The sequence below is a fragment of the Azospirillum lipoferum genome (genome assembly GCF_024170005.1).
GTDB lineage: Bacteria > Pseudomonadota > Alphaproteobacteria > Azospirillales > Azospirillaceae > Azospirillum > Azospirillum lipoferum.
The window spans coordinates 14344-40296 of the sequence record NZ_JALJXJ010000027.1; the positions used below are offsets into that span (position 1 = coordinate 14344).

Consider the following 25953-nt stretch of genomic DNA (forward strand, 5'->3'; position numbering starts at 1 on the left):
TGGTTTGCATCACGCATCCGCGGCTTTTGCTACACCGCGCCGTATGGGAAATCCTAACCAACAAAAATGCTGGGAGGATCCCGATGCGACCCGTTGAACTTCAGGGCTGGACACAGCCTGCTTATTCGCCCGCCGTGAACCGCCTGCTGGGCCGCAGGCCAGCGCATTTCATTGATAATGAGTGGGTGGAGTCCACCGGCAATGCGCAGATCGAGGTGATCGATCCGTCCACTTCGAAGATCATCGGGCACATTGCCGATGCGACCGCCGAAGACATTGACCGGGCCGTTCGTGCGGCCCGTGCCGCTTTCGACGATGGCCGATGGTCCGGCTTGCCGCCGATCCGGCGCGAGGCGGCGATCAATCGGCTGGCCGATCTGATCGAGGCGAACGCGGACGAGTTCGCCGAACTTGAAGCCATCGACAACGGCAAGCCGCGCGCGATGGCGGCGGCCGTCGATGTTCCCGGTACGGTGGCGCAACTGCGGTATATGGCAGGCTGGGCGACGAAGATCTCCGGTGAGGTGGTCGACCCTCTCTCTGCCCCAACGGGGGCCTTTCACGGTTATGTTAGGCGGGAACCGATTGGGGTGGCCGGGCAAATCATTCCTTGGAATTTTCCACTGCTGATGGCGGCGTTAAAGATCGCACCGGCATTGGCAGCCGGTTGCACGCTGGTCCTGAAGCCCGCCGAGCAGACATCCCTGACGGCGCTGCGTCTGGCTGACATGGTGCTGGAGGCCGGCTTCCCAGCTGGTGTGGTCAACGTGGTCACAGGCGATGGCCGGATAGCCGGGGACGCGCTGGTCCGTCATCCGCTGGTGGACAAGATCGCCTTCACCGGATCGACCGAGGTCGGCAAGATCATCAACCGCACGGCTACGGACACGCTCAAGCGGGTCACGCTGGAACTCGGCGGCAAATCACCCGTCATCGTGATGCCCGATGTAGAGCTGGAAAGCGCTGCTGCCGGGGCCGCCGGAGCAATCTTCTTCAATGCCGGTCAGGTCTGCGTCGCGGGTTCGCGTCTGTTTGCCCATCGGGATATCTACGATCGGTTCCTTGATGGTGTGGTTGACGCAAGCAAGGCCTGGACTCCGCGGCCTTCACTCGATCCGACCGCCAGAATGGGTCCCGTTGTCTCGCGTGAGCAGCATGAGCGGGTGCTGCGCTATATCGATGAAGGCCGTCGGGCCGGGGCTACCGTGATGACCGGGGGCGATGCTCCCGCAGCCGAAGGTTATTATCTGAATCCGACCGTACTGGCCGACGTGAACCCGCAGATGAGTGTGGTTCGTGAGGAGATTTTCGGTCCTGTCGTCGTGGTGCAGCGGTTTGACGATCTCGACGAGGTTGCCGCCGCGGCCAATGACACTGCTTTCGGCCTCGGCGCGAGCATCTGGACGCGCGATCTCTCAGTCATGCATCGGCTTGCGGCGAAGGTCCGGGCGGGCACCGTTTGGGGCAATTGCCACGGTGTGCTCGATGCCGCGTTGCCGTTCGGCGGTTACAAGCAGTCGGGCGTTGGACGCGAACAGGCTCGCCAAGGGCTTGAAGCCTATACCGAGCTCAAGTCGGTCATCATCCAGCTCTGACTTGCCGCGACTTATCGGACCCGCTGCGACGCAGCTGCCACAAGTACAGGAAATACAACCGTGAGCCAGCAACCTGCCTTGCGAGGTGGAAACCTCGCGCGCGATTTCGGCGGTATGTGTCGGGCCGAACCGGCAATCGTGCGGAGCGTATCGAGTGCCGAGATGGCCTGTGCCGCCATAGCCGAGGCGCAGGTCGCCGGGCTTCAGGTGGCGGTCCGAGGATTGGGCCACTCCTGCAATGGTCAGACCCTCGCTGGGGAGGGATTTCTCCTCGACCTGTCCGGGCTTGTCGGTGTGGATCATGTGGGCGAGGGCTATTGTGACGTGCTGGCGGGCACCACCTGGGGCGAGGTGATCCGCGGCACCTTGCCGACGGGGCAGGTTCCCGCGGTGCTACCCGACTATTTGGGTCTGACCGTGGGGGGCACCGTTTCCATCGGAGGCTTGGGCGGAACAAGCTTTCGCGAAGGCATGATCTGCGAGCAGATGCTGTGGGCGGATGTGATAAAGCCCGACGGTGCGATGGTTCGCTGCTCGTCCGACGAAAACGCCGAGTTGTTCGCCCTGGTGAAGGGCGGGGCAGGACAGTTCGGGGTTATTGCCCGGCTGCGCCTGAAGCTGGTTGATGCTCCGGCGGAGGTGGACTGCTACCACCTGTTCTATCGTGATGCAGAAGCGATGGTCGCCGATCAGTTGGCCCTGCTTGATGTGGCGGGCCTATGGCATCTTGGCGGATGGATCCTGCCGCTGCCTCATGGCTGGACGCCGTGTATCGAGGCAGTCGTTCCCGCGGGCTCGAAGGCCATCGACAAGGCATCACCTGCGCTTTCGGCATTGCCGACAACAAAGGTGGACCGGCTGTCGCTGGACCAGTTCTTGCGTCGGCTTGAGCTAAATCCCGCCTTCCCTTGTGATCGCGGCAACGACGCCCATGCTCATCCCTGGGCTACCGCTTTCATCCCCGCTGCCAATGCCGCCCGCTATGCAGCTGAACTGATGAGCAGCTTTCCGGCCGATCAGATGGGGCCGGCGGGGGTAATCGAACTGTATCCGGTCCCGGTGTCTCGCCTAGGCCAGATGGGCCGGCGTTGGGGTGGGCAGGGGGTTGCCTACATTGCTTCGGCGTTCCCATGCCAGACCGACACCAGTACCGCGGCTCTAGCCGCAAGCGAAGCCCGCAACCGGCGCCTGTTTGACCTCGCGCTGGAGCTCGACGGGCTCGGCGACCCGCAGGCTGGTGCCCTGCGGCTCAGTGCTGACGACTGGCGTCGTCAGCTCGGTCCCGCCATTGGCTCCTTGCAGGCCGCGCGCCATCACCACGACCCGGAAAACCGCTTCAAACCGCTCCATGGCCTCGATGGCATCACTGGAGCAGATCGCGATGCAAGCGCCCCAAAGGAGGATGCGTAATGAACCCCCGGATTGTGCCGGAAGGCAACCGCTACCTGATGAATGGCTACGAGCCGGTTGAAGGGGAGATCGAAGCGTTCAATCTAGCCGTTACGGGCTCGATTCCGGCTGATTTGGATGGCCGTTTCCTGCGTAACGGCCCCAACCCAATTACCGCGCAGGGTAGTCGCCATCACCTGTTTCAGGGTGAGGCCATGGTGCACGGTGTGCGGATCCGGGACGGCCGGGCCGAATGGTACCGCAACCGTTGGGTACGGCAGGCCGCCGTCATCCGCCAGTTGCATGAACCGCCGCGCAAGGCCATGGTCTATGGCGGCATGGATGTTCCGGTGAACACGCATGTGGTTAGCCATGCTGGGCGCACGCTCGCGCTGGTCGAGATCGGGACGCTGCCCTACGAATTGGACGGCGATCTGGGCACGGTGGGCACCTACGATTTCGAGGGCACGCTTCCGGGCGGCTTCACCGCGCACCCCCACTGGGATCCGGATACGGGCGACATGCACGGCGTGGCCTACTTCCCCGGAATGCCGATGGTGCAGCATATCGTGGTCTCGGCCGCAGGGCAGGTGACAAGGGTGGAGCATGTCCACGTCCCGCACTGCCCGATGATCCATGACTTCGCGCTGACCCGAAACTACGCCCTGATCTACGATCTTCAAGTCGGGTTCGACCCGTCTGAGGCGGCATCGGGCGCGTTGATCCCCTATCGTTGGGACCCCGAATATCAACCTCGCATCGGCTTGTTGCCGATCAACGGCGCAGCTAGCGAAATCCGCTGGTTCGACGTGCCACCGCTGTGGATCTTCCACACCGCGAATGCCTTCGAAGTCGGCAATACTGTCGTGCTCTACGCAGTGACACATCCGCGGATGTGCGCCACGTATCCTGGATCGGTCGAACACAATGGCGCGCCGCGCTTCGAAAAGCTTGTATTCGATCTCGACAGCGGCACCGTTGCCCGCGAGCTGGTCGATGTCCGCCCCCAGGAATTCCCGCGCATCAACGAAGCCTTCACCGGACGGCCCAACCGCTATGTCTACATGATCTCGAACGAGGATCTCGCAGACTCGTTCATCGCGCGCGACGAAACGGTGGCACCGGATGCGCGCAGCAATCGACTGATCAAGTACGATCTCGACCAGGGCACATCGACTGAGCGGCTCTACCCGGAGCGCGCTATCGTCGGCGAGCCAATTTTCACTCCGACAAGCCCGGCGAAGGGGGAGGACGATGGCTACATCCTGCTCACGGCCTCCGATCCGGACCGCGGCGCGACCGACCTGCACGTCCTTGACGCGCGCGACATCACCGCGCCGCCGCTCGCCACCATTCACCTGCCCGCCCGATTGCCGATCGGCTTCCATGGCAGCTGGATACCGTCCTCAGAGCCTGTTTGAGAATTGGTTATGGGCACAATATGTAGTAGGTGAAGCGAAAATCTTTATACTCCATATTGTGACTCCGCCGCTTCTCAAACAGGCTCTCATAAAGATATAAAAAAACAGAAGGGAGAAACAATGAGCCGTACAGAGCAGGAGCAGAAGAATCTCGACCTCTGCGTCGAATTCTACGAGAAGGTGATCTGCGAGAAAAATCCGCGCATTATCAAGAATTATATCGCCGATCGCTATATCCAGCACAGCAGCATCCCCATGGCTGATGATTACGAGGGCGTCTTCAATTTCATCAGCCATCTCGAACAGAATCAGAAGAACGCCAACGTACTGATCCGCGACGTGTTCGTGGACGGTGACAATGTAATCTTCTTCGTTCGTGTGGAGGAGGAGGACAACCCGACGCCGCGCCTGTATGTGGATCGCTTCCGCGTCGAGAATGGCCGCATCGCCGAGCATTGGGACATCGGTCAGGACCTCCCTGCCGACCTGCCGCACGGCAACGGCGTGTGGTGAGCGTCGCTGGCGCGCTGCTCGGCGCGCCAGAACGTTCCGCAGCATTCAGAAGGGGAGTAGAGATGCATCCCAGGTTTAGCGGCAAGAACGTTCTCGTAACGGGTGGCAACAGTGGCATTGGCCTCGCCACCGCCAAGGCTTTCGCGGCAGAAGGCGCGCACGTCGCGATCATAGGGCGTAATGCGAAGACCTTGGAAGAAGCCAGGACCGAGATTGGCGGAGACACCGTTGCGATCCAGTATGACATGGCCGACATCGCAGGCCTCGCGGGACTGGTGGATCAGCTGGTAGGCGCCTTGGGCCGGATCGACGTGCTCTACGCGAACGCCGGCATCGCTTCGGTCGCTCCATTCGAGACCGTGGACGAAGCGCTGTGGGACAGCCTGTTCGCCATCAACCTCAAGAGCAACTTCTTCCTGGTGCAGAAGATTGCGCCTCATATGCCTCGCGGTAGCGCCATTGTCCTGTGCGCCTCGCTGGCCGGGGTTCGGATTAATCCCGCACTCAGCGTCTATGGCATTACCAAGGCCGCTCTGCGGCATCTTGGACGCACGCTGGCAGCAGTGCTGTTACCCCGAGGCATTCGCGTCAACACGGTTACCCCCGGACTGATCGCCACTCCGCTGACGTCCCGCACGCCGGGCGGTGGGGAGGACTTCGGCGGGGACGAGATTCTGAAGTCGCTGACCGAGTTGACGCCGATGAAGCGCGCCGGGTCGGTGGAAGAGGCGGCCCAGGCGGTGCTTTATCTCGCATCCGACGAGGCAGGCTACATGCTCGGCCAGGAGATCGTCATCGACGGCGGCGTTGCCAGCCTCGGCTGATGCGTCCATATCCCGGGAGCCATTCATGCGCGCGATTGAGTTGAAAACGACCGGGGGACCTGAGCAACGGAAGCTGGTCGAACAGCCTGTTCCGGTACCTGGGAAGGAGGACTACTCGTGCTCGCGGAGCCGGCGGGGGTCTACTTCGCCGATACGGTGCGGCGGCGGGGGCACCCCTGTCCGGCCCCGACCCCGCTGCCAATCGTACTGGGGGCGAGGTGTGCGGCACTGTCGCCCAAGTGGGTGATGGCGTCAGCGGCTGGGAAATCGGCCAGCGCGTGATCGGCCTGATGGATCATGGCGGCCGCAGCGACGACCGTTGGACGGTACGGTTCTCGGTCCGCAATCCGCTGGACACCTAACTACTGGACCGCATTGGCCTATTCCGACGACGCAGTGACCCGCTTCGCCGGAGAACCGCGGACCGCCTCGCCGTCCGCCGCCTTCAAATACTGACCCATTTTAAAATATTCCCGTTCTTGGGCGATGGCGGTGCCCCGCGTGCGCCCGGGCCGGGAACAGCTGTCGGAGACTTCCATGAAATACGAAGATTACCTCGCGGCCTACAACCTGGGCGACGACGCCCGCCTGATCGACACCTTCTTCCACCCCGACGCGGTGATCGACGGGCCGGACCAAAGCTTCGCCACCTCAGCGGACTTCCTGCGGATGTTGCAGTTCGTTCATCATGGAGTTGTCGAAACGCTGACTCCGCTCGCCGTGCTTGAGAGCCAGGACCTGATCATAGCTGAACTCAATGCAACCTTCACCGCGCGGATCGAGAGACTAGACTTTCCCTTTGCCTCGCTCGGTCCTGGCGACAACCTGACCATGCGCTTCTTCGCTAGGTACCACCTGCGAGCGGGCAAGGTGGCGCGCATGTCACTGGCGTGCTGGCTCCCCGCAATGCGGGGCCTTCCGGCAGCCTGACCCTTGGTTCGCGTGGTCAAAAAAAGCCCGGCGCGATCGTGCCGGGCTTCTCGTAACGTGATCGCATGCGCGCCCAGGTAATCAGAACGATCTTGCCCACCGTTCCCCGCCCTCCCAGCAGGCGATGCGTCTGGCCCGCTTGGTCGAGCGGCAGCACTTCCGCAACGGACAGGCGAAGCCGTCCCTGCGCTAACCACTCCGCCAATTCAGCGAAACGGCGCGCTATCAGTTCGGGGTCGGCAAGAAAGCCGCCAAGGTAGAAGTTCTGCCCATCACCAAGTTTGCGTCAGAGCCTAAAACGCACCCGGCAGGGCACCGTCAACTTGTTGGTCCCGACGAAGCGAGGGGGGCGCTTTTGGCACGAAAACGCGGCGGATGCGGGCATCGGGCCGCCAAGGGCGCACCGGCGGCCTCGTCCCAGGCGATGAAGGCCTGGGCTCGGGCGGCACGGTAGTCGGTAGCGGCACGGTGGTCGTGGCGGAGATGGAAGAGATTGGCGATCGGGTCGTGGATGGACAAGAAGGGCTGGACCTGCCGGGGCGACTTGAACCGCTTCATTTGCCGTTCCCGTCGTCGGGTCGTTTGGTGGGAGTTCTCGGCCCGGTTGTTCAGCCCCTTGTGCTGGCGGTGCTCCCCGCCCATTCCCACCACCCGCTTGGCGGCGGCGCAGGATTTCAGCTTGTCTGTCACCATCACCCGCGGCGTCCAGCCCTGTTTCTTCAGCAATGTGCGCAGCAAGCGCTTGGCCGCCTTGGTGTCGCGCCGCTTCTGGATCAGAACGTCGAGGACGAAGCCGTCCTGATCAACGGCCCGCCACAAGTAATGCTTCTTGCCGGCAATGGTCAAAACCACCTCGTCGAGGTGCCATTTATCGCCACGCCGCGGCACCCGGCGACGCAACCGGTTGGCGATGTCGCGGCCGAATCTCAGACCCCACTGACGCACCGTCTCGTGGCTGACGGTGATGCCCCGGGACGCAAGCATCTCCTCAACCTGCCGCAGGCTGAGCGGAAAGCGGAAGTACGGTCACATCGCCATGGCAATGATCTCGGAGGGATAGCGGTAGCCGGCGTAGCGAGGATCGGGGCGCGTCGTCATGATCCTTCCCTATCTCACCGCCGCCAGACCCGGCAACCAGCCAATCGACAAATGACGGTGCCCGTCTGCCTCCTTTCTCCAGGCTTCGTTGCACGGCAGGCCTTTGAGCTGGCCTCCCGCCCTGTCGGGTGTGAGAGGCCAGCTCGGCGCCTTAGCCGACGAGCGCCGGTTTGACGGCCTCAAGGAAAGCCCGCAGCGGCCGTGGCCGCAGACCTGTCAGGCGCTCGACGGTATCGGTCGGCGGGGTCAGGCCGCCGTTGCGCGTGTTGGCGTCGAACGAGACCAGCAGCGGAACCAGAAAGTCGGGGAGGCCGGCCTGTTTCATACCGCCGGCAAGCTGTTCATCGGTTACCTGCATGACCTGGATGGGCTTGCCGACAACGTCGGAGACGAGCGCCGCGATCTGTTCCGTCGTCAGCGCCTCAGGTCCGGTGACGTCGAGCGTCAGGCTTTCGTCTGAGCCGGACGCCAGTGCCGCCGCCGCTACGCGGGCGGCGTCTTCGCGCGCCACATGGGCGACCTTTCCCGCGCCGGCCGAGGTGAACCACAGGCCAGAGCCGAGTACGTTGGGCAGGGATATCATGAGGTTTTCTTGATACCAGCTGTTACGCAGGATGGTGTAGCCGAGCCCGCTTTCTCTGATCGCCGTCTCGGTGCCGAAATGGTCTGGCGCAAAGATGACCGCAGAACCCGGCTCCGGTTTCGGCATCGATGTATAGACGAGGTGCTTGACGCCCGCAGCCTTGGCCGCGGCGACCGCTGACAGGTGCTGCTCCAGCCGTCGTCCCGGCCGATCCAGGGCGTCCGTTGAGATGATCAGCGCCCGCCCTGCGCCGGCGAAGGCGGTGGGCAGCGAGGCGGCATCATCGAAATCGGCCCGGCGCACCTCGACCCCCTTCGCGGCAAGATCGGCGAGTTTGGAAGGATCGCGTGTCGTCGCGATGATGTGGCCGGCGCCCGACGCGAGAAGGTTATCCACGACGGAGCGGCCGAGCTGGCCGCCGGCGCCGGTCACGAGAAGAGGTTGGGGCATTGGATACTCCTGTCTGGGTGCATTCGAATTGGTCGTTGAATGCAGACCGGTTGCTGGTCTAAAATCGTAACTAATGTTCTGTTTAACTGTAAAGGCGGCACTTTTTTCGCCCATAGTTACATAGAGGGAACCATCTATGCCCCGACAGACGAAAGCCCCGCCCGATCCATTCTTGAAATCACTTGACGACATCCGCGCCGAAGGCTTCTCGCCGGACAACTGCCCGATCCGGGACGTCATGTCCCATATCAATGACAAATGGTCGGTGCTCATCCTCATTGCCCTGCAGGATCGTCCGCATCGATTTGGTGAATTGCGCCGTGCGCTTGCCGATATCTCGCAGCGCATGCTTACCCAAACCCTTAAGGGATTGCAGCGCGAAGGGTTGCTAAGCCGCACGGTCTTTCCGACCACACCGCCGGCCGTCGAGTACGCCCTGACACCTCTTGGTCTGTCGCTGCTGCCTGCGCTTGGCGCTGTCATTCGTTGGGCCGAAGCCAACCAAGCCACGATCCACGCCGCGCGAGCGGCATTCGACGAGGCATGAAGTGCGCTTACGGAAATTTCCCAACACAATCTCTACGATATTCTGGCCTTCCTGCGGCTTGGTCAAAACGTGTGAACCGTAGATCCAGCCCCTGCCATTCCTCGCGCAAGTCGCTGACCAACTGGCGGACGCGGGGGCTCAAGCTCAACGTCTCGTCGGCCAGGATGCCGGGCAATTCCTTTTCCAGTTGGCGCCGCCCCTGCGCCACGTTGATGCCCCGTTCCAGCAGGAGCGCCCGCAGGTGGCTGATTAGCGCGATCCGTTCGTTCACCAAACGCTCCCGCGCCCTGTGCAGCGATTGCATGTCCGACTGGCCACCGCTGCGGTCCTGGGCGACGGTGCGGACCTGGAGCCTTCAAGCCAAGCCTGAATGGTCGCCGGTTCGCGATCCGGCAACAATGCAATGGTCCGGTGGCGCTCCAAGTCGCAGATCAGGGTTCCGCAGCGCTGATTGCGCCGTCAGGCCCAGTCATCGACTCCAATGACGGTTGGCGGCATGAACTTGGGACTGCCCTGGCGGCGAACTACGCGCAGCAGCGCGTCGTTGCTCACTGGCATCACCACCGCATCCGTGTAGTGCTAAATTTCGCTTGATATCTGCAGGTATGTCATTAGCGCAGAGAGCGGTTTTCTTCCTGCATCGAGTGTCGACCTTATAGCTGCCATAAGTATTTCCGCCGTATCGGCGGCGTTGGTTCAGATGCATATTGTTCAGACAACAAATTGTTTAGGGAGAAGAAATTGAATAGCGATTGCTATTGAAATTGCGGATGATAAGGCTCGAACGAGGTAAATATTCCTCGGCCGTTAAGAAGACGCTTTTGCGCCGCCCCGCGCTCTTCATCAACAATGAGTGGATGGCGTCGACGCATGACGTGACTTTGTCGGTCATCGATCCTTCTTCTGGTGGGGAAATTTCCCAGGTTGTCGATGCATCCAACGCCGATTTCGACAGGGCAGTCGGCTGCGCGCCGGGCCTTCGACGATGGCCGCTGGGCCGGCCTACCATCGGCCGCACGCGGGCGTTCGGGCGCGGCTCCCGGTCCATTACGGGGCGGGGCCGTCGCCGAGCGATGACCAACTACTGTTTAACGACTCTACCACGCCCGGCTGCCGAATTGCATGGCCTGTCAAGACGGGCAAGTAGAGGCGGTGGCTGGGATCTCGCCTAAGTCCACTACAAACAAGAAAATGGGGAGGAATGGTGTTGAAATATTGGGCCGCATCACTCTTTTGTATTTCTTCCGTCCTGGCCATGCAACAAGCTAAGGCTGCGGACCAGCCAAACTCGAACATGGGTAACACAAGCTTCTACGATGGTCTGCCGGTTCCTGGGTCTGGAGAATGGCACTATGTCGGCTATCAAATCATCTATTCCGCCGATAAAATCACTGATGCCGATGGTAAATCTCTAAAACTACCTAATCAGGACACCCGAATCAACAGCATGATCAATCAGCTTATATATACTCCAGAATGGGGTCGCTTCAGCGATGGTCATCTCGTTTTCGATTTTTTGCTTCCTATATTTGAAACGGCACGTATTGATGATGGATTGCAGAATAAAGTCTTGAAAGCTCAGGCAGGTATTGGCGATGTGATGCTTGGCGGTGGCTACCAGTTCAAGCCGATCATGGGAGAGAACGGACCTCTTTTCTCGCAGAGGATCGAGCTGGATTTCTTATTTCCCCTAGGCTCTTATAGTCCCAAATACGCCTTCAATCCGGGAAGCAATACCGTCACGTTCAATCCGTACTACGCGTTTACCGCATTTGTCACGCCCAGCCTCTCCATATCGGCGCGGCTTAGCTATCTTTGGAATGCCCAGAACAACCGACCCTGGGTTGGATATCAGGATGCTAAGTCATCCCAGGCTGGCCAAGCCTACAACATCAACTTTGCCATCGGATACACCCTGACCCCGACAGTGACCGTCGGTTTGAACGGGTATTTCTTCAAGCAGTTCACTGATCTCAAGGTGGATCATGCTCGCCTGCCGGGACAAAAAGAACAAGTCCTGGGCGTCGGGCCGGGCATGATGGTGAGTATTAACGAGAACAATTTCTTCTGGATAAATTATTACCAAGAAACCTTGGCCGAGAATCGTTCAAAAGGCAGCAAACTGGTAATTCGTCTCGACCACGAGTTCTGATGGGCAACCTTCTCTACGAGGCCGCCCAGGTCATGCTGACACGGGTGCAGAAGTGGTCATGGCTCAAGGCTTGGGCGATGGCCATCGCCAAGCGGCGCGGCCAGCAGAAGGCAATCGTGGCACTCGCCCGCCGGTTGGCGGTGATCATGCATCGCATGTGGAGCGACGGCACGGAATTCCGCTGGGCGGGAGAGGCTTCGCCAGCCGCCGCCTGACCGGACGCTGAGGCTTCCGGCCAAACGCCAACCAATCGAGTTCGTTAGCGTCCGAGAGCGTGGTGGAAAATCGATGATCGCCCGGGGTGGGGCATGCCCCACCTCGGGCGGCGGCGGGCGCGAGGTGGTCATTGGTCCGGTCGGTTAGAGCATTTTCAGAATGAGTCTCGATACCCTGCGGCGCGGAAGAAGTTGGCGCACTGGCTTGGCGCAGCAGGGTCTTAAGCTTGGCGAAGGCCATCTCGATGGGATTGAGGTCGGGGCTAAAGGGCGGCGGCAGGAAGAGTTGGGCGCCGGACGCTTGGATGGCGGGGCGGACCTCGGCGGTTTTGTGGGCGGGCAGATTGTCGAGCACGACGATGTCGCCGTGCCGCAAGGTTGGGATCAGCACCTGCTGGACGTAGGCGAGGAAGGCCGCTCCGGTCATCGGCCCGTCGAGCACCATCGGCGCGGTCAGGCCGTCACGTCTCAGCGCGGCCACGAAGGTCGTGGTCTTCCAGTGCCCGAAAGGCGCCGAGGCAATCAGCCTCTGGCCGCGCGGCGTCCGGCCGTACAGCCGAGGCGTCTTCGTGGAGGCGCCGGTTTCGTCGATAAAGACGAGCCGGTCGGCATTGACGAAGGGCTGGGCCGCCCGCCAGACCCGTCGACGGGCCGCGACGTCCGGTCGGTCCTGCTCGCTCTCCTTGAGTGTCTTTTTTTGAGCGTCAGCCCGAGCCGATCTATGGCCGTCCACAGTGCGCCGCTGCTCAGCCGGACGCCATGCTCGCTCTCCAGCCACGTCTGCATCGCCGCCAGCGTCATGTCCGAGTGTGTCCGCAGATGGGCCGCAAGCGCGGTCTCCTGCTCTGGTGTCAACTTGCAGGGGCGGTGGCCGCGCGACCGGTTGGCCGCCGTCTCGCCGGTGGTCCGGCGTCGGATTAGCGCCTTGTAGATGTAGGAGATGCTGACCTGGAACACCGAGGCGGCAGCGCGCACGGCCATGCCGCCATCAACCGCCGCCAGAACCCAGGACCGAAGATCGTCCGAATGGCTCTGCCCCTGACGCCATGCCATCGCTACCCCCAGACCGGAAATCCGGGAGCAGCGAATCATGCTACGACGGCAATGGGAATCCCCCTCAGCGATTCCAGGCAACCTGAGAACGCTCTAGCTGTCAGGTTGCGACACCTCCTTGGCCCTGCAAACCTTCAGCCGCGCCGCGATTTTGGTTTTGGTCAGGGAGCAGGGATCGGGAGGTCGATAGGTTGGATTGATCAGCTCCGGCCTTGCTTTCAGTCGCTCGCTCACGACCTCGTCGGGGGATCGGCCATCCAAGACCCGTTGAAGACCCGGTGGCAACCGTTGCAGGCGAGATTGTAGCCTTTCAGCAGGCACTCGTTGCCATGGCAGAGGTTACCTGTCGCCGCCCCGCCATCAACCCTGGCCCTGGCGGGCCACCGCCTTACGGCGGCTCACGGGGTTGACGGCGGGACGGACGCCGGGTCAGCTTTGCTCATCATGGCGTCGACGGACAGGTCTGCGCCGAATTCCGGCGCGCCGACGCACGACGTCATAAGGCGTCGCTTGAGCCACGCGCCGTATTCCCAGATAGCCCAACAGCTCACGTCCCGACAACGTTCCGCAACCAAACAGTTAGTGCCTATTGGGGAAGGGCGGTGAGGGGGCAAGCACCGCACCCCTCACAGCCCCAGGTCGGTCAGCCCCGGATGGTCGTCGGGCCGGCGGCCGAGCGGCCAGTGGAACTTGCGGTCCTCCGCCCGGATCGGCACGTCGTTGATGCTGGCCTCGCGGCGGCGCATCAGGCCCTGCTCGTCGAACTCCCACTGCTCGTTCCCGTGCGAGCGGTACCAGTGGCCGGAATCGTCGTGCCACTCGTAGGCGAAGCGCACGGCGATGCGGTTGCCGTGGAAGGTCCAGACCTCCTTGATCAGCCGGTAATCCAGCTCGCGCGCCCATTTGCGGGACAGAAGCCCTATGATGGCCGGGCGGCCTTGGATGAACTCCGCCCGGTTGCGCCAGCGGCTGTCCTCGGTGTAGGCGAGCGAGACGCGCTCCGGATCGCGGCTGTTCCAGGCGTCCTCGGCCAGGCGGGCCTTCTGGGCCGCCGTCTCGGCGGTGAAGGGGGGAAGCGGTGGACGGGCGCTCATCGCGGCATGCTCCTCAGGGGTTTCCGAAGCCGTAGTCGGGCACCGTCTCGTCGTTACCGTAGTATTTGTAGGGCAGGAACTTGCCCGACATTCCCAGGCGCACGCGGTCGCCCTTGGGATTCGGCTGGCGCTCCATCGTCATCTCGAAGTCGATCGCCGACATGATGCCGTCGCCGAACTCCTCCTGGATCAGTTCCTTGAAGGTGGTGCCGTAGACCATCACCAGCTCGTAGAAGCGGTAGATCAGCGGATCGGTCGGCGGCAGCGCCGGGATGGAGCCGCGGTAGGGCGGCTCGTTCAGCATCTTCGCCTCGTTCTCGGTCAGACCGAACAGCTCGGCCGCCTTCGCGCATTGCGGCTTGGTCAGCTTCATCTGGCCGAGCAGCGCCGCGGTGATCAGGATCGGCGAATGGCCGCCGATGGTCTCGGCGATCCGCGCCCAGGTCAGGTTCTTCTCGCGCTTGATGTCGAGGATCTTCTCGGTCAGGTCTTCACGCTTCATGGTCGGTTCTCCTGTGGAAACGGGGTTCAGGCGCTGAGCGCGTTGGGGACGGAATGAAGGGACGGTTCGCCGGGAACCAGTTCCGGATGGGCGCCGGGGCGGACCACCGGCGGGTGGCGGGGATCCCAGCCGTCGGCCGGCGCGTCGCGCAGGGTGCGGCTGCGCGTCACCAGGAACTCGATCAGGTGGTTGCGCAGCGGGTAGTAGGAGGGGTGGCGGTACAGGTCCGTCCGCGCCCGGTCGCGCGGTAGCGGATTCTCGACGATCTCGGCGACGCGGGCGCCGGGACCGTTGGTCATCAGCACGATGCGGTCGGCGAGGTAGATCGCCTCGTCGATGTCGTGGGTGATCATGTAGGTGGTCTGGCCGGTCTCCATGCAGATGCGCCGCGCCTCGTCCTGCAGCGTGCCGCGGGTGAGCGCGTCGAGCGCCGAGAAGGGCTCGTCCATCAGCAGGATCTTCGGCTCGATCGACAGGGCGCGGGCGATGCCGACGCGCTGCTTCATGCCGCCGGACAGCTCGGCCGGGCGCTTGCGCTCCGACCCGGCCAGCCCGACCAGGGCAATGAAGCGCCTCGCCTGCTCCTCGATGCGGGCGGCGCTCCAGTCCGGCCAGCGCGACCTGACGGCGAAGGCGACGTTGCCCTGCACGCTCAGCCAGGGCAGCAGCGCGTGGCTCTGGAAGATCACCGCGCGGTCCAGGCTGGGGCCGTCGATCGCCTGCCCGTCGACGATCACCGTGCCCTCGCTGGGGGCGTCCAGCCCGGCCAGGATGTTGAGCACCGTCGTCTTGCCGCAGCCGGAATGGCCGATGGTGCAGACGAACTCGCCGCGCCGGACGCCCAGCCAAAGATTCTCGAAGATGGTGGTGCTCTTGCCCTTGCCGCCGGGTGCGGGGTAGCGGCGGGCGATCCCCTCGATGGAGATGATGTTGCCGTCCGTCATGGGGGTCACTCCGGGAAGGTCACCAGCCGCGCCACGCGGGCCAGCGCCTGATCGAGGATCATGCCGACGAGACCGATCACCAGGATCGCGGTGATCACGTTGGTGATCGACAGGTTGTTCCACTCGTTCCACACGAAGTAGCCGATGCCGGTCCCGCCCACGAGCATCTCGGCGGCGACGATCACCAGCCAGGCGATGCCGATGGAGATGCGCATGCCGGTCAGGATGGTCGGGGCGGCGGCCGGCAGGATCACCAGGAAGGCGCGGCGCAGCGTCCCGACCTCCAGCGTGCGGGCGACGTTCAGCCATTCCTTGCGGGTGTTGGCGACGCCGAAGGCGGTGTTGATCAGCATCGGCCACAGCGAGCAGATGAAGATCACGAAGATCGCCGACTTGCCGCTGTCCTTGATCGTGTAGAGGGCGAGCGGCATCCAGGCGAGCGGCGAGATCGGTTTCATCACCTGGATGAAGGGGTCGAGCGCCCGCGACATCAGCGGCGACATGCCGATCAGGAAGCCGCCCGGCACCGCGACCAGCACCGCCAGCAGATAGCCGCCGGCCACCCGCAGCACCGAATGGCCGAGCTGGATGCCCAGGCCGACGTCGTTGGTGCCGCGGACGTAGAAGGGATCGCGCAGATGCCCCCATAGGGTCGCCGCGACGTCGAGCGGCCCCGGCATCGCCGATTTGCCCTGGGTGGCGGTCAGCCCCATCAGCTTGGCGTACTCCGGATCCATCGGGGCGACCGGGCCGGAGCCGGTGGTCGCGGCGTACCACGCCGCCAGGAACAGGACGAGGATGCCGACCGACAGCACCGCCGCCCGCACATTGAGCGAGACGTTCATCAGCTCTCCCCTCAGCCGGTGCGCTTGATGGCGAAGGAGGCGAGGTAGGCGTCGGGCTGCGCCGGGTCGAAGGGCTTGCCCATCACCGAGAAGCCCTTCGACGTCGCCGCCGGCACCGCCAGCCCGGCCTCGGCCATCAGCCGCCCGGCGTCGGTGGCGAGGAAGACCTGCCGGGCGACGGCGGCGTAATCGACCTCGCCCTTGATCTGGCCCCAGCGCTTCATCTGGGTCAGGATCCAGACGGCGAAGGATTCCCAGGGGAACGGGTCGAAATCGACACGGTCGGGCACCTTGCGGACGTTGCCCAGCCCGTCGGCGAAGGTGCCGGTCAGCACCTGCTCCAGCACCGTCACCGGCTGGTTCAGGTAGTTGGCCGGCGCGATGGCCTCGGCGATCTGCTTGCGGTTCTCCGGCTTCGAGGCGTAGGCGGTCGACTCCACGATGGCGCGCAGCAGGGCGGCGTAGGTGTTCGGCATCTCCGTCACGAAGGCCTTCGAGGCGGCGAAGGCGCAGCAAGGGTGGCGGTCCCAGATCTCCTTGGACAGCAGATGGATGAAGCCGACCCCGTCATAGACGGCGCGCTGGTTCACCGGGTCCGGCGCCAGGAAGCCGTCGATGTTGTCGGCGCGCAGGTTGGCGACCATCTCCGGCGGCGGCACCGCGCGGATCTGCACGTCGGTGTCGGGATCGAGCCCGGCCTCGGCCAAGTAATAGCGCAGCAGGTAGTTGTGCATCGAATAGTCGAAGGGCACGGCCAGCTTGAAGCCCTTCCACTGTTTGGGATCGCGCCGGTCCTTGTGCTTCATGGCCAGCGTGATCGCCTGCCCGTTGACGTTCTCCACCGCCGGCATGGTGTAGGGGATGGGGGTGGAGCCGGCACCCAGCGTGATCGCCAGCGGCATCGGCGACAGCATATGGGCGGCGTCGTATTCCTTGTTCAGCGTCTTGTCGCGGATCACTGCCCAGCCGGCGGTCTTCACCACCTCGACGTTCAGCCCCTGCTTGGCATAGAAGCCCATCGGGTGGGCCATGATGATCGGCGTCGCGCAGGTGATCGGGATGAAGCCGACCTTCAGGTCGGTCTTCTCCAGCGGCCCGCTGGCCGCCAGCGCCTCGGTCGCCAGCCCGACCGGCAGGAAGGCCGCGACCGCCGCCATCGCGGTGGAGGTGCCGACCGCGCGCAGGAAATTGCGCCGGGTCAGATCGTCGGGGAACAGAGCCCGCATGATGGCGCCCTGGACGACACGGGTCAGCCGAGCCTCGGAACCGCTCGACGTGTCGGCCCCGTGGTCGACCTCATGGTCGGCCTGGGAGGCGTGCCGGCCGCAGGAACAGCCGAGGCGGCTCAGGGGCTTGGAAGGATCGTACGGATCGTCGAAGGTGGCCATGTCTCGCTTCTCTCCGTCTGCAGTGCTTCCGTGTTCTTGGTCTCCAGGATGGCAAAGGCCGTGCCAGGACCGGAGCCGCGCTCAAGCCGTTGAAAATCCTCGGATTGGAGTGAACTGACGATTGACGGGATTTCGTGAATCACGAATTATCGTGATGTCGATTACGAGATGTCGTGAGTCGGGGATGGACGGTTTCGGTCTGGCCTTCGAACATGGGCTCGACGCCTGTCTGGTCGTCGATCCGGCGGACGGGCGCATCCTCGACGCCAACCAGGCCGCCTGCCGGCTGCTCGGCTACGGGCGCGGCGTGCTGCGGGCGACCCTGTTCCCGGATCTGCACCGCGGGCAGGAGCCGGCCCTGATCGTCTTCACCGAAGCGGTGCTGGCGCAGGGCGTCCACTGGTCGCGCGCCCTGTCGCCGCGCCACGGGACGGGAACGGATCTGCGGCTCGAATATGCCGGTTCCCGGTTGCCGCAGACGGGTTCCGATGGGCCGGCGATCCTGCTGACCCTGCACGACCTCGATGAGCGCCGCCGCCGCGACGTCGACTGCGAGGCCGACGGCTACATGCAGGGCGGCATCGGCGCCTGGCGGCGGGTCGAGCGGGTGTTCCAGGACATCGAGCGGGAGAACCAGCTCATCCTCCAGGCGGCCGGCGAGGGCATCTACGGCGTCAACGCCGACGGCAAGACCAGCTTCGTCAACCCGGCGGCCGAGCGCATCCTCGGCTGGCCGGCGGCGGAGATGCTGGGGCGCGACATGCACGCGATCGTCCACCACCACCGGCACGACGGTTCCGCCTACCCCAACCACCAGTGCCCGATCTACGCCGCCTTCCGCGACGGAGAGGTCCACCGGGTGTCGGACGAGGTGTTCTGGCACCGCGACGGCCGGCCGATCTGGGTCGAATATACCAGCACGCCGATCCGCGCCGGCGGCGCCGTGGTCGGCGCGGTGGTGGTCTTCCGCGACGTCAGCCAGCGCCGCGAGGCGGAGGAGAATCTCCGCGCCGCGCTGGCCGAGGTCGACCGGCTGCGCCAGCGGCTGGAACTGGAGAACGCCTATCTGCAGGAGGAGATCCGCCAGACCGGCAACCATCATGGCGTGATCGGCCGCAGCGCCGCGATCCAGCACATCCTGCGGCAGGTCGAGCTGGTGGCGCCGACCGACGCCAACGTGCTGGTCACCGGCGAGAGCGGTACCGGCAAGGAGCTGATCGCCCGCGCTATCCACGAGGCGAGCCGCCGCAACACCCGTCCGCTGATCCGCGTGAACTGCGCCGCCATCCCGCGCGAGCTGTTCGAGAGCGAGTTCTTCGGCCACGCCCGCGGCGCCTTCACCGGAGCGCTGCGCGACCGGGTCGGCCGGTTCGAACTGGCCGACGGCGGCACGCTCTTCCTCGACGAGGTCGGCGAGATTCCGCTCGACCAGCAGGGCAAGCTGCTGCGCGTCCTCCAGGAGGGGCAGCTGGAACGGGTCGGCGAGACCCGCACCCGCGAGGTCAACGTCCGAGTCGTCGCGGCCACCAACCGCGACCTGCGCGCCGAGGTGGAGCGCGGGCGTTTCCGCGAGGATCTCTATTTCCGGCTGAACGTCTTCCCCATCGAATCCCCGCCGCTGCGTGACCGGCCGGAGGACATCCCGCTGCTGGCCACCCATTTCCTGCGCGCGGCCTCGCGCAAGCTGAACACCGGGCCGGTGACCCTGACGGAGGGGAACGTCCGTCAGCTCAGCGCCTACCGCTGGCCGGGCAACGTCCGCGAATTGCAGAACGTGATCGAGCGGGCGGCGATCCTGGCGAGCCAGGGGCGGATCACCCTCGACCTGCCGGCGGGTGCGTTGCCGGTGCGCGGTTCGGCGAAGGCGGTGGCGCCGCCCGCGACCGCGGTGGAGACCGAGGCCGACCGGCGGGCGCGTGACCGGGCGAACATCCTGGCGGCGCTCGACGCGGCCGGCGGCAAGGTGTCCGGCCCCGGCGGGGCGGCGGAACGGCTGGGGCTGCGCCCGACAACGCTGGCGTCCCGGATGAAGGCTCTGGGAATCGCGAGTCGGCGATGATGGCGCGGAAAGGCACCGTCAAGTCCACGGTGGCGGAGCGGCAGGGGGGCGAGTATAGGGTTGCCATGACGACGCCCCGTGATCACCGCTACGTCGGCTGCCGCTTCCCCGCCGCGGTCATCGCCACGGTGGTGTGGCTCTACTTCCGGTTTACTTTGGTGCAGAACTCGGCTTGCTGACGGATTTCGCCCGGAGGCGATGGAGATCAGGCGACCTTCCGGGAGGTTGGCATGCCGAGGTTGGTCATGCGATTGATGACGGCGCAGGCGGCCTTGGCTTCGACTTTTTGTGCGGGCAGAGTGCGGGCGCGCAGGCTGCGTCCGATCAGGGCCTTGACCGAAGCATCGCCACCTCGACCAACGATCTCCTGCCGTATTGGACGGCTCGCTGCCAGCCCAGACGACCACGCTCCTTGATCATCTGGATGTGGCGGTCGCGCCGGGTGGAGGCGCTCTGGGTGGTGTCGCTTGCCACCGCGGTCGCGCGCGGTGGGATGATCACCTCGGCGTCCGGCGCACTTGGCCTCCATGCTTTTCCCGGTGCCACTCGCCCCGGCCGAACACCTTCAGCCCGGTGGAGTCGATGACCAGGGTGACTGGCCCGTCCGATCTGACCGGCGCCGACACGACAGCCAGATTGGTGCTGCGCCGGGAAAACGTCGTATGATCGGGAACCGGGAGGTCCAGGCCGAACAGGCGCATGAGCGAACCCAGCAAACCCTCGGTCTGGCGCCACGGCCGACCGAACGCCAGCCGCAGCATCAGCCCGGCCTCGATCGCCAAGTCCGAGTAGCGGGAAGGGCGGCCACACCACCCCGTGGTGGGCGGCGTCCACGCGGCGATCGCCTCCGGCGTCACCCAGATCGTCAGGTCTCCCCGCCGGCGCAGTGCCGCATGGTAGGCCGCCCAGTTCTCCACACCGTACCGGGCCTTGGATCTTGTGGCGGCGCGGCTCGTTGGCCTTGTGGGGCATCGGGGTCCCGGATTCAGCCGGCCGCTTCTATACCCGCTCGTCCTCCCGACCACCACCAGTTCGACCTTTTTGCACCAACGTCCCCATGGAGAGTTTCTTCCACACCTTCAAGGTCGAGTTGGTCCATCGCACTCGCTTCGAGACACGCGAGCAGGCCCGCCGACAGGTATTCGCCTACATCGAGACCTACTACAATCGACAGCACACACTCGGCCATCGGCTACAGAACGCTCGAGCGAGCCGAGCTGAAATCCGCGTGAACCCGTCTCCACCGAACCGGGGCAAGATCACGTGATGTTTGAACGGCCCTCGGTCGGTAGGGTGGCTGGTATCAACGGCACACGGCTTCTATGCCGATCTGCAAGCCACCGCCAATCTTGATCCCTGCACCACGCCGGCCCTGGCGAACGCGTGGGGAAATGTCAGCTGGATTGCGCATCGATGCCGGGAAAGGAGATCGACCGCAGGTCGGCGACCGTCCGGCAGCCGAGCAGGGCCATCGTCCGCTCGAGCTCGTCCCATAGGATCGCCAGCGCATGTTCCGCCCCGGCCTGTCCGCCAGCGGCAAGCCCGAACAGCGGCGCTCGGCCGAGCAGGACCGCCGCCGCCCCGGCAGCCAGCAGCTTGGCGGCGTCGCTGCCTCGCCGCACCCCGCTGTCGGCCAGCACCGTCATACGGCCGCCGACGGCATCTACGATCCGCGGCAGCACCGCAAGCGGCGCCGGCGCGCTGTCCAGATTGCGGCCGCCATGATTGGACACCACGATGGCCTCCACCCCGGTCCCACCCGCCCGCAGCGCATCCTCCGGCGCCAGCACGCCCTTCAGGATCAACCGCCCCTGCCAGCGGCGGCGCAGCTCGGCCACGTCGTCCCAGCTCACCCCGTCGCACAGCCGGATCGGGTCGTGGGAGGCCGCATCGGTGATGCGGGTGCGGAACTGCGGCGGATAATGGGCGTAGCCTGGCCAGCCGCCTTCAGCCAGCAGGCGCAGCAGCACGCCGCCCAGCCATGCCGGATGCCGGGCCACGTCCAGCGCACCGCGCAGGGACGGAGTGACCGGGACATTGAAGCCATTATGCCGGTTGTACTCGCGCTTCGGCGAGACGGCGGTATCCACCGTCAGTATCAGCGTGTCGACGCCGCAGGCGGCGACCCGGTCGAGCAGGGCATGGGTCAGGCTGCGGTCGCGCCAGACATAGAGCTGGAACCACAGCTCGGCCCCGGCCTCGGCGATCGCCTCGATGCTGGTGATCGACTGGGTCGAGACGCAGAAGGGAATGCCGGCGGCGCGGGCGGCCCGCGCCAGCAGCACCTCCCCGTCATAACGGACCAGACCGGCAGCGGCGGTGGGCGCGATGACGAAGGGCAGCGGCCGGTCGCGGCCGAACAGCGTCACGCCGGCATGACGTTCGCTGCAATCGACCAGCACCCGCGGCGTCAGTTCGGCTTGTTCGAAGCTGTCGCGCAGCCGGCGCAGGGCCGTCTCGTCCTCGGTACCGCGGTCGATGTACTCGAACAGGCCGCGCGGCAGGAAACGGCGGGCGCGCAGCCGCAACTCGTCGATGTTCAGGCATGTCTGGAGGGCCGCCATGAGGTCACCGCCTCCCGCGGGGTGGGGCTGCTATCGGGAGTAGCTGCCGAACTTGTGGACGGAAATGGAGGCCGCGGCCACCTGCACATGGCGAGCGAGTTCCTGCTCGACCTGCTCCGGCGTCCAGCGCGTGGCCGGGACGGAGATGCTGAGGCCGGCCACGGCGCGGCCATGCTCGTCGGTGATGGCGGCGCCGACGGAGATGTCGCCCATCACCGTCTCGTTGATCAGCAGGGCATAGCCCTTCTCCCCGGCTTCGCGCACGCGGGCACGAAGCCGGTCGGGATCGCAGACGGTGAACGGGGTCAGCGGGTGCAGGTCGGTGCGGGCGAGGATCTCCTCCCGCTCCTCCTCCGACAGGCGCGACAGGATGGCGGTGCCGGACGCGGTGTAATAGGCGGGCAGACGGCTGCCGACCATGAATTCGATGTTGACCAGATGCTTGCCGGGGAAGCGGGCGACGAACACGATCTCGGCGCCGTCCAGCTCCTGCAGGTTGGTGGTCTCGCCGACGCTGCGGCTGATATCGAGAAGGTAGGGGAAAGCCTTCTCGATCAGCTCGTTGGCGCGCAGGTAGTTGTAGGAGAACTGCAGCAGCTTCGGCGTCAGCGCATAGTTGCGCGTGCCGTGGACCCGGCGCAGATAGCCCAGAACCTCCAGCGTGTAGACCAACCGCTGCGCGGCGCTGCGGTCCAGCTTCGCCGCCTTGGCGATCTCCGACAGCGGCATCTGCCGGTGCGGCCCGTCGAAAGCGTGCAGGATCTGGAAGGTCTTCTCGGTCGAGCCAACGAACAGCGAGGACTCGCGCGGGTCGGCCTTCCTGCCGTCCGGCTCCGCAGCCGTCGCCGCCGCATCTGTTGGCGTCACGGACGCCTGCGCCTTCGGCGTCCGCCCTGCTGTCCGCGTCATCGGCAATTCCCCCAAGACAGTCTTTTATCCGGCCGGCTCATGGTCCGGCACCTCCGCGCTAACGCATAGCATCCGGCGAACCGAATGCCACGCGCCGCGGTACGGCAGGTCACTCCGGGCGGGCGGCCGGCATTCCCTCATAGGTGACGAGCAGGCGTGAAAGCTCACGCCGCAGCGACTGCTTCAGCGGCTCGGCCGGCTCGCGCAGCGGCGCCAGCATCGCCGGGGCCTCCACGCCGATCAGGTCCATCACCGCCTTCATCGGGCCGGGGTTGGTCTCGGCGAAAGCCAGATTCATCATCGGGATCAGCGTCCGGTGGATCTCCAGCGCCTTGTCCAGCTTGCCGGTGGAGGCGAGGTCGTGGATCAGCCGCCACGCCCGCGGCAGCAGGTTGGCCGTCACCACGATGCCGCCCCGGGCCCCGGCCGCGACATGCAGCGGGAACAGCGTGTCCTCACCGCTCAGCACCGCGAATGACGGGTCCACCCCGGCCACCGTGCGCAGGAAATGATACATGTCGGTGTTGCAGGCCTTCATGCCGACGATCCGCTCGTGCCGCGACAGCTCGTGCAGGATCTCCGGATCGATGGCGATGCGGGTGCGGTAGGGGATCTCGTAGATCAGGATCGGCACCGGCGATTCGTCGGCGTAGCGCAGGAAATAGTCGCGGATGCCGGCCTGCGTCGGGTTGGTGTAGTAGGGGGTCAGCACCAGCAGCCCATCCACTCCGGCCGCCGCGAAGTCGCGGCCGGCGGCCAGCGCGTCGTAATAGCCGGTGTCGAGCACACCGGCGACCACCGGCCCGCGCTTCTCGCCCGCGCCGGCCATCGCCTCCACTGAAAGCTCGGCGAAGCGGATGCGCTGGTCCTTCGCCAAGGCGCCATACTCGCCGGTGCCGCCGAGCGGGACCAGCCCGTCGATGCCCTGGCGGAACAGCCAGGAAAACAGCGCTCTGGAGGCCGCCACGTCGACGGTGCCGTCGGCGGTGACCGGCGTCGGGGTGGCGGGCAGGATGCCGCGAAGCTTCGTGGCGTTGAGCATGTCTAGTCCTTGGAAGAAGCGGAGGGTGAAAGCGGTTGGAAGTCGGGATCAGCCGGCGAGGCTGCGCCGGCGCAGCCGGTCCGCGACATAGATCAGGGTGGCGACGAACAACAGCAGCCCGGTGGACACCGCCGCGACGACGGGGGAGACCTGCAGCGTCACCTCGTCCCAGAACTGCTTGGGCAGCGTGGCGCTCAGCCCGCCCGAGGAGAACAGGGAGATGGTCAGCTCGTCGAAGGAGGTGGCGAAGGCGAACAGGAAGGACGACAGCATGCCGGCCCCCAGGATCGGGAAGGTGACGTGGCGCAGCGCCGCCAGCGGCCGGGCGCCCAGGCTCTGCGCCGCCATGTCCAGCCGGGTGTCGTAGTTGCGCAGCACCGCCATCATGGTCATCACCACATAGGGCACAGCCACGACGGTGTGGCCGATGACCAGCCCCAGGATGGTGCCGACCAGACCCATCTGGGCGAAGACATAGAACATGCCGACGGCGATGATCATGCGCGGCACGACGATGGGCGACAGGATGAAGGCCAGCATGGCGCCCTTGCCCCGCATCTGGCTGCGCACCATCAGGAAGGCGGCGGGAACGCCGATCGCCATTGCCAGGAGGCCGGTGCCGAAGGCCACCACGATGGAGCGCCACAGCGCCTGCATCCAGATCGGCGAGTCCAGCAGCTGCTGATACCATTGCAGAGTGAAGCCCGACGGCGGCCAGGCGAGCCCGCCCTTGCCGAAGGACAGAGGGATCATCAGGAAGGCGGGCAGACTGATCAGCGCCAGCAGCAGCCAGACGAAGCCGGTCAGCGCCAGCGGGTGCTCGGCCCGGCCGCGGATGGGATGGCGGCGCGGCAGCAGGCCGATAGCTGTGTCGCTGGCCGAGCCGAGCATGCCCAGCACGCGCCCGCCCAGCCGCCGCATGGCGGTGTCGCGGTTGCGCACCACCGCACTCTCGCCGGTCAGCGATGCGAAGCCGAAGACGCGGTCGTACAGCACGAACACCACCAGCACGACCGTCAGCAGCAGGACCGAGATGGCGCCGGCCAGCCCCCAGTTCAGCGTCTGCTGCACCTGATCGATGATCAGCTGGGTGATCATCGTCTCCTTCCGGCCGCCCAGCAGGGCGGGCACGATGAAGAAGCCGATGGCCGACACGAAGACCATGATCGCCGATGCGGCGACGCCCGGAAGCGACAGCGGGAAATAGACGGTCCAGAAGGCGGTGCCGGGCCGGGCTCCCAGCGTGCCGGCGGCACGAGGCAGGGTGCGGTCGATGTTCTCCATCACCGCCAGCATGGTCATCACCGCCAGCGGCAGCATGGCATGCACCATGCCGGCCAGCACGGCGCCGAAGCCGTAGAGCAGGTCGAGGGGCCGGTCGATGATGCCCAGCGACATCAGCGTGCTGTTGACAACGCCGTTGCGGCCGAGGATGACGACCCAGGCGAAGGCACGCACCAGGAAGCTGGTCCAGAAGGACAGCAGGACCCAGAAGATCAGCCGGCTCTTCGCCGGCCCTTTGGCAATGGAGATCAGGTAGGCGATCGGATAGGCCGCGACCACCGCGACCAGCGTCGTCGCCAGCGAGATCTTCAGCGTGATCCACAGGACGGTGACGTAGAGGCTGGAGGCGAAGAGCTGGGCATAAGGCGCCAGCGTGAAGCCCTGCCCGTTGTAGACGCTGAGCGCCAGCAGCTGCCCGACCGGGAAGACCAGGAATCCGACGAGCAGCAGCACGAGCGGCGCGCCCATCAGTACGGGCTTGCGCCAGGCGGGCGGGGGCGAATGGCGTTTGGCGTCCGGGGCGTGGGTCATGGTCACGGTCTGTCCGCTCAT

At 65.0% G+C, this 25953-nt stretch carries 22 protein-coding genes and 7 pseudogenes; 13 read left to right on the forward strand and 16 right to left on the reverse strand.

Annotated features, from left to right (window positions below):
• Positions 1-83 precede the first annotated feature (83 nt).
• The 7 genes from J2848_RS34545 to J2848_RS34575 all read left to right on the forward strand — a co-directional run bounded on the left by J2848_RS34545 (position 84) and on the right by J2848_RS34575 (position 6672).
• The gene (locus J2848_RS34545; RefSeq protein WP_149235358.1) at positions 84-1595 is read left to right on the forward strand and encodes an aldehyde dehydrogenase family protein; all 1512 of its coding nucleotides are present in this window, start codon (positions 84-86) and stop codon (positions 1593-1595) included.
• 60 nt (positions 1596-1655) lie between these two features.
• Positions 1656-3005 (forward strand): FAD-binding protein, encoded by a 1350-nt coding sequence (locus J2848_RS34550; RefSeq protein ID WP_149235357.1) that lies wholly within the window; start codon positions 1656-1658, stop codon positions 3003-3005.
• Complete coding sequence (locus J2848_RS34555; protein WP_211103358.1) at positions 3005-4405, forward strand: carotenoid oxygenase family protein; 1401 nt, start codon at positions 3005-3007, stop codon at positions 4403-4405. The genes J2848_RS34550 and J2848_RS34555 overlap by 1 nt, the downstream gene beginning before the upstream one ends.
• 120 nt (positions 4406-4525) lie before the next feature.
• Positions 4526-4918: a nuclear transport factor 2 family protein gene (locus J2848_RS34560; RefSeq protein WP_149235356.1), complete on the forward strand. Its 393-nt coding sequence runs from the start codon at positions 4526-4528 to the stop codon at positions 4916-4918.
• Between the two features lie 62 nt (positions 4919-4980).
• Positions 4981-5742: an SDR family oxidoreductase gene (locus J2848_RS34565; RefSeq protein WP_149235355.1), complete on the forward strand. Its 762-nt coding sequence runs from the start codon at positions 4981-4983 to the stop codon at positions 5740-5742.
• Positions 5743-5918: 176 nt separating this feature from the next.
• Entirely contained in the window at positions 5919-6104 is a 186-nt protein-coding gene (locus J2848_RS34570; RefSeq protein ID WP_436232170.1) for an alcohol dehydrogenase catalytic domain-containing protein, read from the forward strand.
• 175 nt (positions 6105-6279) lie between these two features.
• On the forward strand, positions 6280-6672 hold the full coding sequence (locus J2848_RS34575; protein WP_170307294.1) for a nuclear transport factor 2 family protein: 393 nt from the start codon (positions 6280-6282) through the stop codon (positions 6670-6672).
• Between the two features lie 16 nt (positions 6673-6688).
• Here the strand turns inward: J2848_RS34575 and J2848_RS36255 are convergent.
• From J2848_RS36255 to J2848_RS34585, 3 genes and pseudogenes are all read right to left on the reverse strand, one after another.
• A pseudogene (locus J2848_RS36255) lies at positions 6689-6922 on the reverse strand (zinc-binding dehydrogenase); the annotation flags it as partial.
• A gap of 68 nt (positions 6923-6990) precedes the next feature.
• Positions 6991-7770 (reverse strand): annotated as a pseudogene (locus J2848_RS34580) (IS6 family transposase).
• A 151-nt stretch (positions 7771-7921) separates the two neighbouring features.
• The gene (locus J2848_RS34585) at positions 7922-8803 is read right to left on the reverse strand and encodes an SDR family oxidoreductase (protein WP_149235353.1); all 882 of its coding nucleotides are present in this window, start codon (positions 8801-8803) and stop codon (positions 7922-7924) included.
• A gap of 136 nt (positions 8804-8939) precedes the next feature.
• Here J2848_RS34585 and J2848_RS34590 point away from each other — a divergent pair, with 136 nt between their 5' ends.
• Positions 8940-9350 (forward strand): winged helix-turn-helix transcriptional regulator, encoded by a 411-nt coding sequence (locus J2848_RS34590; protein ID WP_149235352.1) that lies wholly within the window; start codon positions 8940-8942, stop codon positions 9348-9350.
• Between the two features lie 7 nt (positions 9351-9357).
• Here the strand turns inward: J2848_RS34590 and J2848_RS34595 are convergent, their stop codons facing one another.
• Both J2848_RS34595 and J2848_RS36320 read right to left on the reverse strand, forming a co-directional pair.
• The gene (locus tag J2848_RS34595) at positions 9358-9621 is read right to left on the reverse strand and encodes a hypothetical protein (RefSeq protein ID WP_149235351.1); all 264 of its coding nucleotides are present in this window, start codon (positions 9619-9621) and stop codon (positions 9358-9360) included.
• 86 nt (positions 9622-9707) lie between these two features.
• Positions 9708-9914: pseudogene (locus tag J2848_RS36320) on the reverse strand (hypothetical protein); the annotation flags it as partial.
• Between the two features lie 637 nt (positions 9915-10551).
• On the opposite strand from J2848_RS36320, the gene J2848_RS34605 reads away from it, so the two are divergent.
• Positions 10552-11502, forward strand: a complete 951-nt coding sequence (locus tag J2848_RS34605) for a SphA family protein (protein ID WP_149235350.1) — start codon at positions 10552-10554, stop codon at positions 11500-11502.
• 11 nt (positions 11503-11513) lie between these two features.
• A pseudogene (locus tag J2848_RS34610) lies at positions 11514-11717 on the forward strand (IS110 family transposase); the annotation flags it as partial.
• 155 nt (positions 11718-11872) lie between these two features.
• On the opposite strand, the pseudogene J2848_RS36325 reads toward J2848_RS34610, so the two are convergent.
• The 6 genes and pseudogenes from J2848_RS36325 to J2848_RS34640 all read right to left on the reverse strand — a co-directional run bounded on the left by J2848_RS36325 (position 11873) and on the right by J2848_RS34640 (position 17543).
• Positions 11873-12770, reverse strand: a pseudogene (locus tag J2848_RS36325) (IS630 family transposase).
• A 626-nt stretch (positions 12771-13396) separates the two neighbouring features.
• Positions 13397-13864: a nuclear transport factor 2 family protein gene (locus J2848_RS34620; RefSeq protein WP_149235347.1), complete on the reverse strand. Its 468-nt coding sequence runs from the start codon at positions 13862-13864 to the stop codon at positions 13397-13399.
• Between the two features lie 13 nt (positions 13865-13877).
• Positions 13878-14366, reverse strand: coding sequence for a cyanase (gene cynS / locus J2848_RS34625; RefSeq protein ID WP_149235346.1), 489 nt, complete (start codon positions 14364-14366; stop codon positions 13878-13880).
• 26 nt (positions 14367-14392) lie between these two features.
• A complete protein-coding gene (locus J2848_RS34630; RefSeq protein WP_149235345.1) occupies positions 14393-15310 on the reverse strand; it encodes an ABC transporter ATP-binding protein in 918 nt (305 codons plus the stop codon).
• A gap of 5 nt (positions 15311-15315) precedes the next feature.
• Positions 15316-16155, reverse strand: coding sequence for a nitrate ABC transporter permease (gene ntrB / locus J2848_RS34635; RefSeq protein ID WP_149235344.1), 840 nt, complete (start codon positions 16153-16155; stop codon positions 15316-15318).
• Positions 16156-16166: 11 nt separating this feature from the next.
• Positions 16167-17543, reverse strand: coding sequence for a CmpA/NrtA family ABC transporter substrate-binding protein (locus J2848_RS34640; RefSeq protein ID WP_149235343.1), 1377 nt, complete (start codon positions 17541-17543; stop codon positions 16167-16169).
• Positions 17544-17727: 184 nt separating this feature from the next.
• Between J2848_RS34640 and J2848_RS34645 the strand changes: the two genes are divergently transcribed.
• Positions 17728-19602, forward strand: a complete 1875-nt coding sequence (locus J2848_RS34645) for a sigma 54-interacting transcriptional regulator (protein ID WP_149235342.1) — start codon at positions 17728-17730, stop codon at positions 19600-19602.
• Positions 19599-19781 carry a hypothetical protein gene (locus J2848_RS34650; RefSeq protein ID WP_149235341.1) on the forward strand — a complete coding sequence of 61 codons (183 nt, stop codon included), beginning with the start codon at positions 19599-19601 and terminating at the stop codon, positions 19779-19781. The genes J2848_RS34645 and J2848_RS34650 overlap by 4 nt, the downstream gene beginning before the upstream one ends.
• Positions 19782-19807: 26 nt before the next feature.
• Here the strand turns inward: J2848_RS34650 and J2848_RS34655 are convergent.
• A pseudogene (locus J2848_RS34655) lies at positions 19808-20574 on the reverse strand (transposase).
• A 43-nt stretch (positions 20575-20617) separates the two neighbouring features.
• On the opposite strand from J2848_RS34655, the pseudogene J2848_RS34660 reads away from it, so the two are divergent.
• Positions 20618-20834, forward strand: a pseudogene (locus tag J2848_RS34660) (IS3 family transposase); the annotation flags it as partial.
• A gap of 162 nt (positions 20835-20996) precedes the next feature.
• On the opposite strand, the gene J2848_RS34665 reads toward J2848_RS34660, so the two are convergent.
• The 4 genes from J2848_RS34665 to J2848_RS34680 form a co-directional block, all read right to left on the reverse strand.
• A complete protein-coding gene (locus tag J2848_RS34665) occupies positions 20997-22166 on the reverse strand; it encodes an alpha-hydroxy acid oxidase (protein ID WP_149235340.1) in 1170 nt (389 codons plus the stop codon).
• 30 nt (positions 22167-22196) lie between these two features.
• Positions 22197-23075 carry an IclR family transcriptional regulator gene (locus J2848_RS34670; protein WP_149235339.1) on the reverse strand — a complete coding sequence of 293 codons (879 nt, stop codon included), beginning with the start codon at positions 23073-23075 and terminating at the stop codon, positions 22197-22199.
• Between the two features lie 109 nt (positions 23076-23184).
• Positions 23185-24117, reverse strand: coding sequence for a dihydrodipicolinate synthase family protein (locus J2848_RS34675; RefSeq protein ID WP_149235338.1), 933 nt, complete (start codon positions 24115-24117; stop codon positions 23185-23187).
• Between the two features lie 48 nt (positions 24118-24165).
• Positions 24166-25953 (reverse strand): ABC transporter permease subunit, encoded by a 1788-nt coding sequence (locus tag J2848_RS34680; RefSeq protein WP_149235337.1) that lies wholly within the window; start codon positions 25951-25953, stop codon positions 24166-24168.

What these genes read in the sequence shown, in the direction of transcription:
- J2848_RS34545 (WP_149235358.1), top strand. Translation starts at nt 84, where the DNA reads ATGCGACCCGTTGAACTTCAGGGCTGGACACAGCCTGCTTATTCGCCC.
- J2848_RS34555 (WP_211103358.1), top strand. Translation starts at nt 3,005, where the DNA reads ATGAACCCCCGGATTGTGCCGGAAGGCAACCGCTACCTGATGAATGGC.
- J2848_RS34560 (WP_149235356.1), top strand. Translation starts at nt 4,526, where the DNA reads ATGAGCCGTACAGAGCAGGAGCAGAAGAATCTCGACCTCTGCGTCGAA.
- J2848_RS34565 (WP_149235355.1), top strand. Translation starts at nt 4,981, where the DNA reads ATGCATCCCAGGTTTAGCGGCAAGAACGTTCTCGTAACGGGTGGCAAC.
- J2848_RS34575 (WP_170307294.1), top strand. Translation starts at nt 6,280, where the DNA reads ATGAAATACGAAGATTACCTCGCGGCCTACAACCTGGGCGACGACGCC.
- J2848_RS34585 (WP_149235353.1), bottom strand. Translation starts at nt 8,803, where the DNA reads ATGCCCCAACCTCTTCTCGTGACCGGCGCCGGCGGCCAGCTCGGCCGC.
- J2848_RS34590 (WP_149235352.1), top strand. Translation starts at nt 8,940, where the DNA reads ATGCCCCGACAGACGAAAGCCCCGCCCGATCCATTCTTGAAATCACTT.
- J2848_RS34605 (WP_149235350.1), top strand. Translation starts at nt 10,552, where the DNA reads ATGGTGTTGAAATATTGGGCCGCATCACTCTTTTGTATTTCTTCCGTC.
- J2848_RS34620 (WP_149235347.1), bottom strand. Translation starts at nt 13,864, where the DNA reads ATGAGCGCCCGTCCACCGCTTCCCCCCTTCACCGCCGAGACGGCGGCC.
- cynS (WP_149235346.1), bottom strand. Translation starts at nt 14,366, where the DNA reads ATGAAGCGTGAAGACCTGACCGAGAAGATCCTCGACATCAAGCGCGAG.
- J2848_RS34630 (WP_149235345.1), bottom strand. Translation starts at nt 15,310, where the DNA reads ATGACGGACGGCAACATCATCTCCATCGAGGGGATCGCCCGCCGCTAC.
- ntrB (WP_149235344.1), bottom strand. Translation starts at nt 16,155, where the DNA reads ATGAACGTCTCGCTCAATGTGCGGGCGGCGGTGCTGTCGGTCGGCATC.
- J2848_RS34640 (WP_149235343.1), bottom strand. Translation starts at nt 17,543, where the DNA reads ATGGCCACCTTCGACGATCCGTACGATCCTTCCAAGCCCCTGAGCCGC.
- J2848_RS34645 (WP_149235342.1), top strand. Translation starts at nt 17,728, where the DNA reads ATGGACGGTTTCGGTCTGGCCTTCGAACATGGGCTCGACGCCTGTCTG.
- J2848_RS34650 (WP_149235341.1), top strand. Translation starts at nt 19,599, where the DNA reads ATGATGGCGCGGAAAGGCACCGTCAAGTCCACGGTGGCGGAGCGGCAG.
- J2848_RS34665 (WP_149235340.1), bottom strand. Translation starts at nt 22,166, where the DNA reads ATGGCGGCCCTCCAGACATGCCTGAACATCGACGAGTTGCGGCTGCGC.
- J2848_RS34670 (WP_149235339.1), bottom strand. Translation starts at nt 23,075, where the DNA reads ATGACGCGGACAGCAGGGCGGACGCCGAAGGCGCAGGCGTCCGTGACG.
- J2848_RS34675 (WP_149235338.1), bottom strand. Translation starts at nt 24,117, where the DNA reads ATGCTCAACGCCACGAAGCTTCGCGGCATCCTGCCCGCCACCCCGACG.
- J2848_RS34680 (WP_149235337.1), bottom strand. Translation starts at nt 25,953, where the DNA reads ATGAGCGGACAGACCGTGACCATGACCCACGCCCCGGACGCCAAACGC.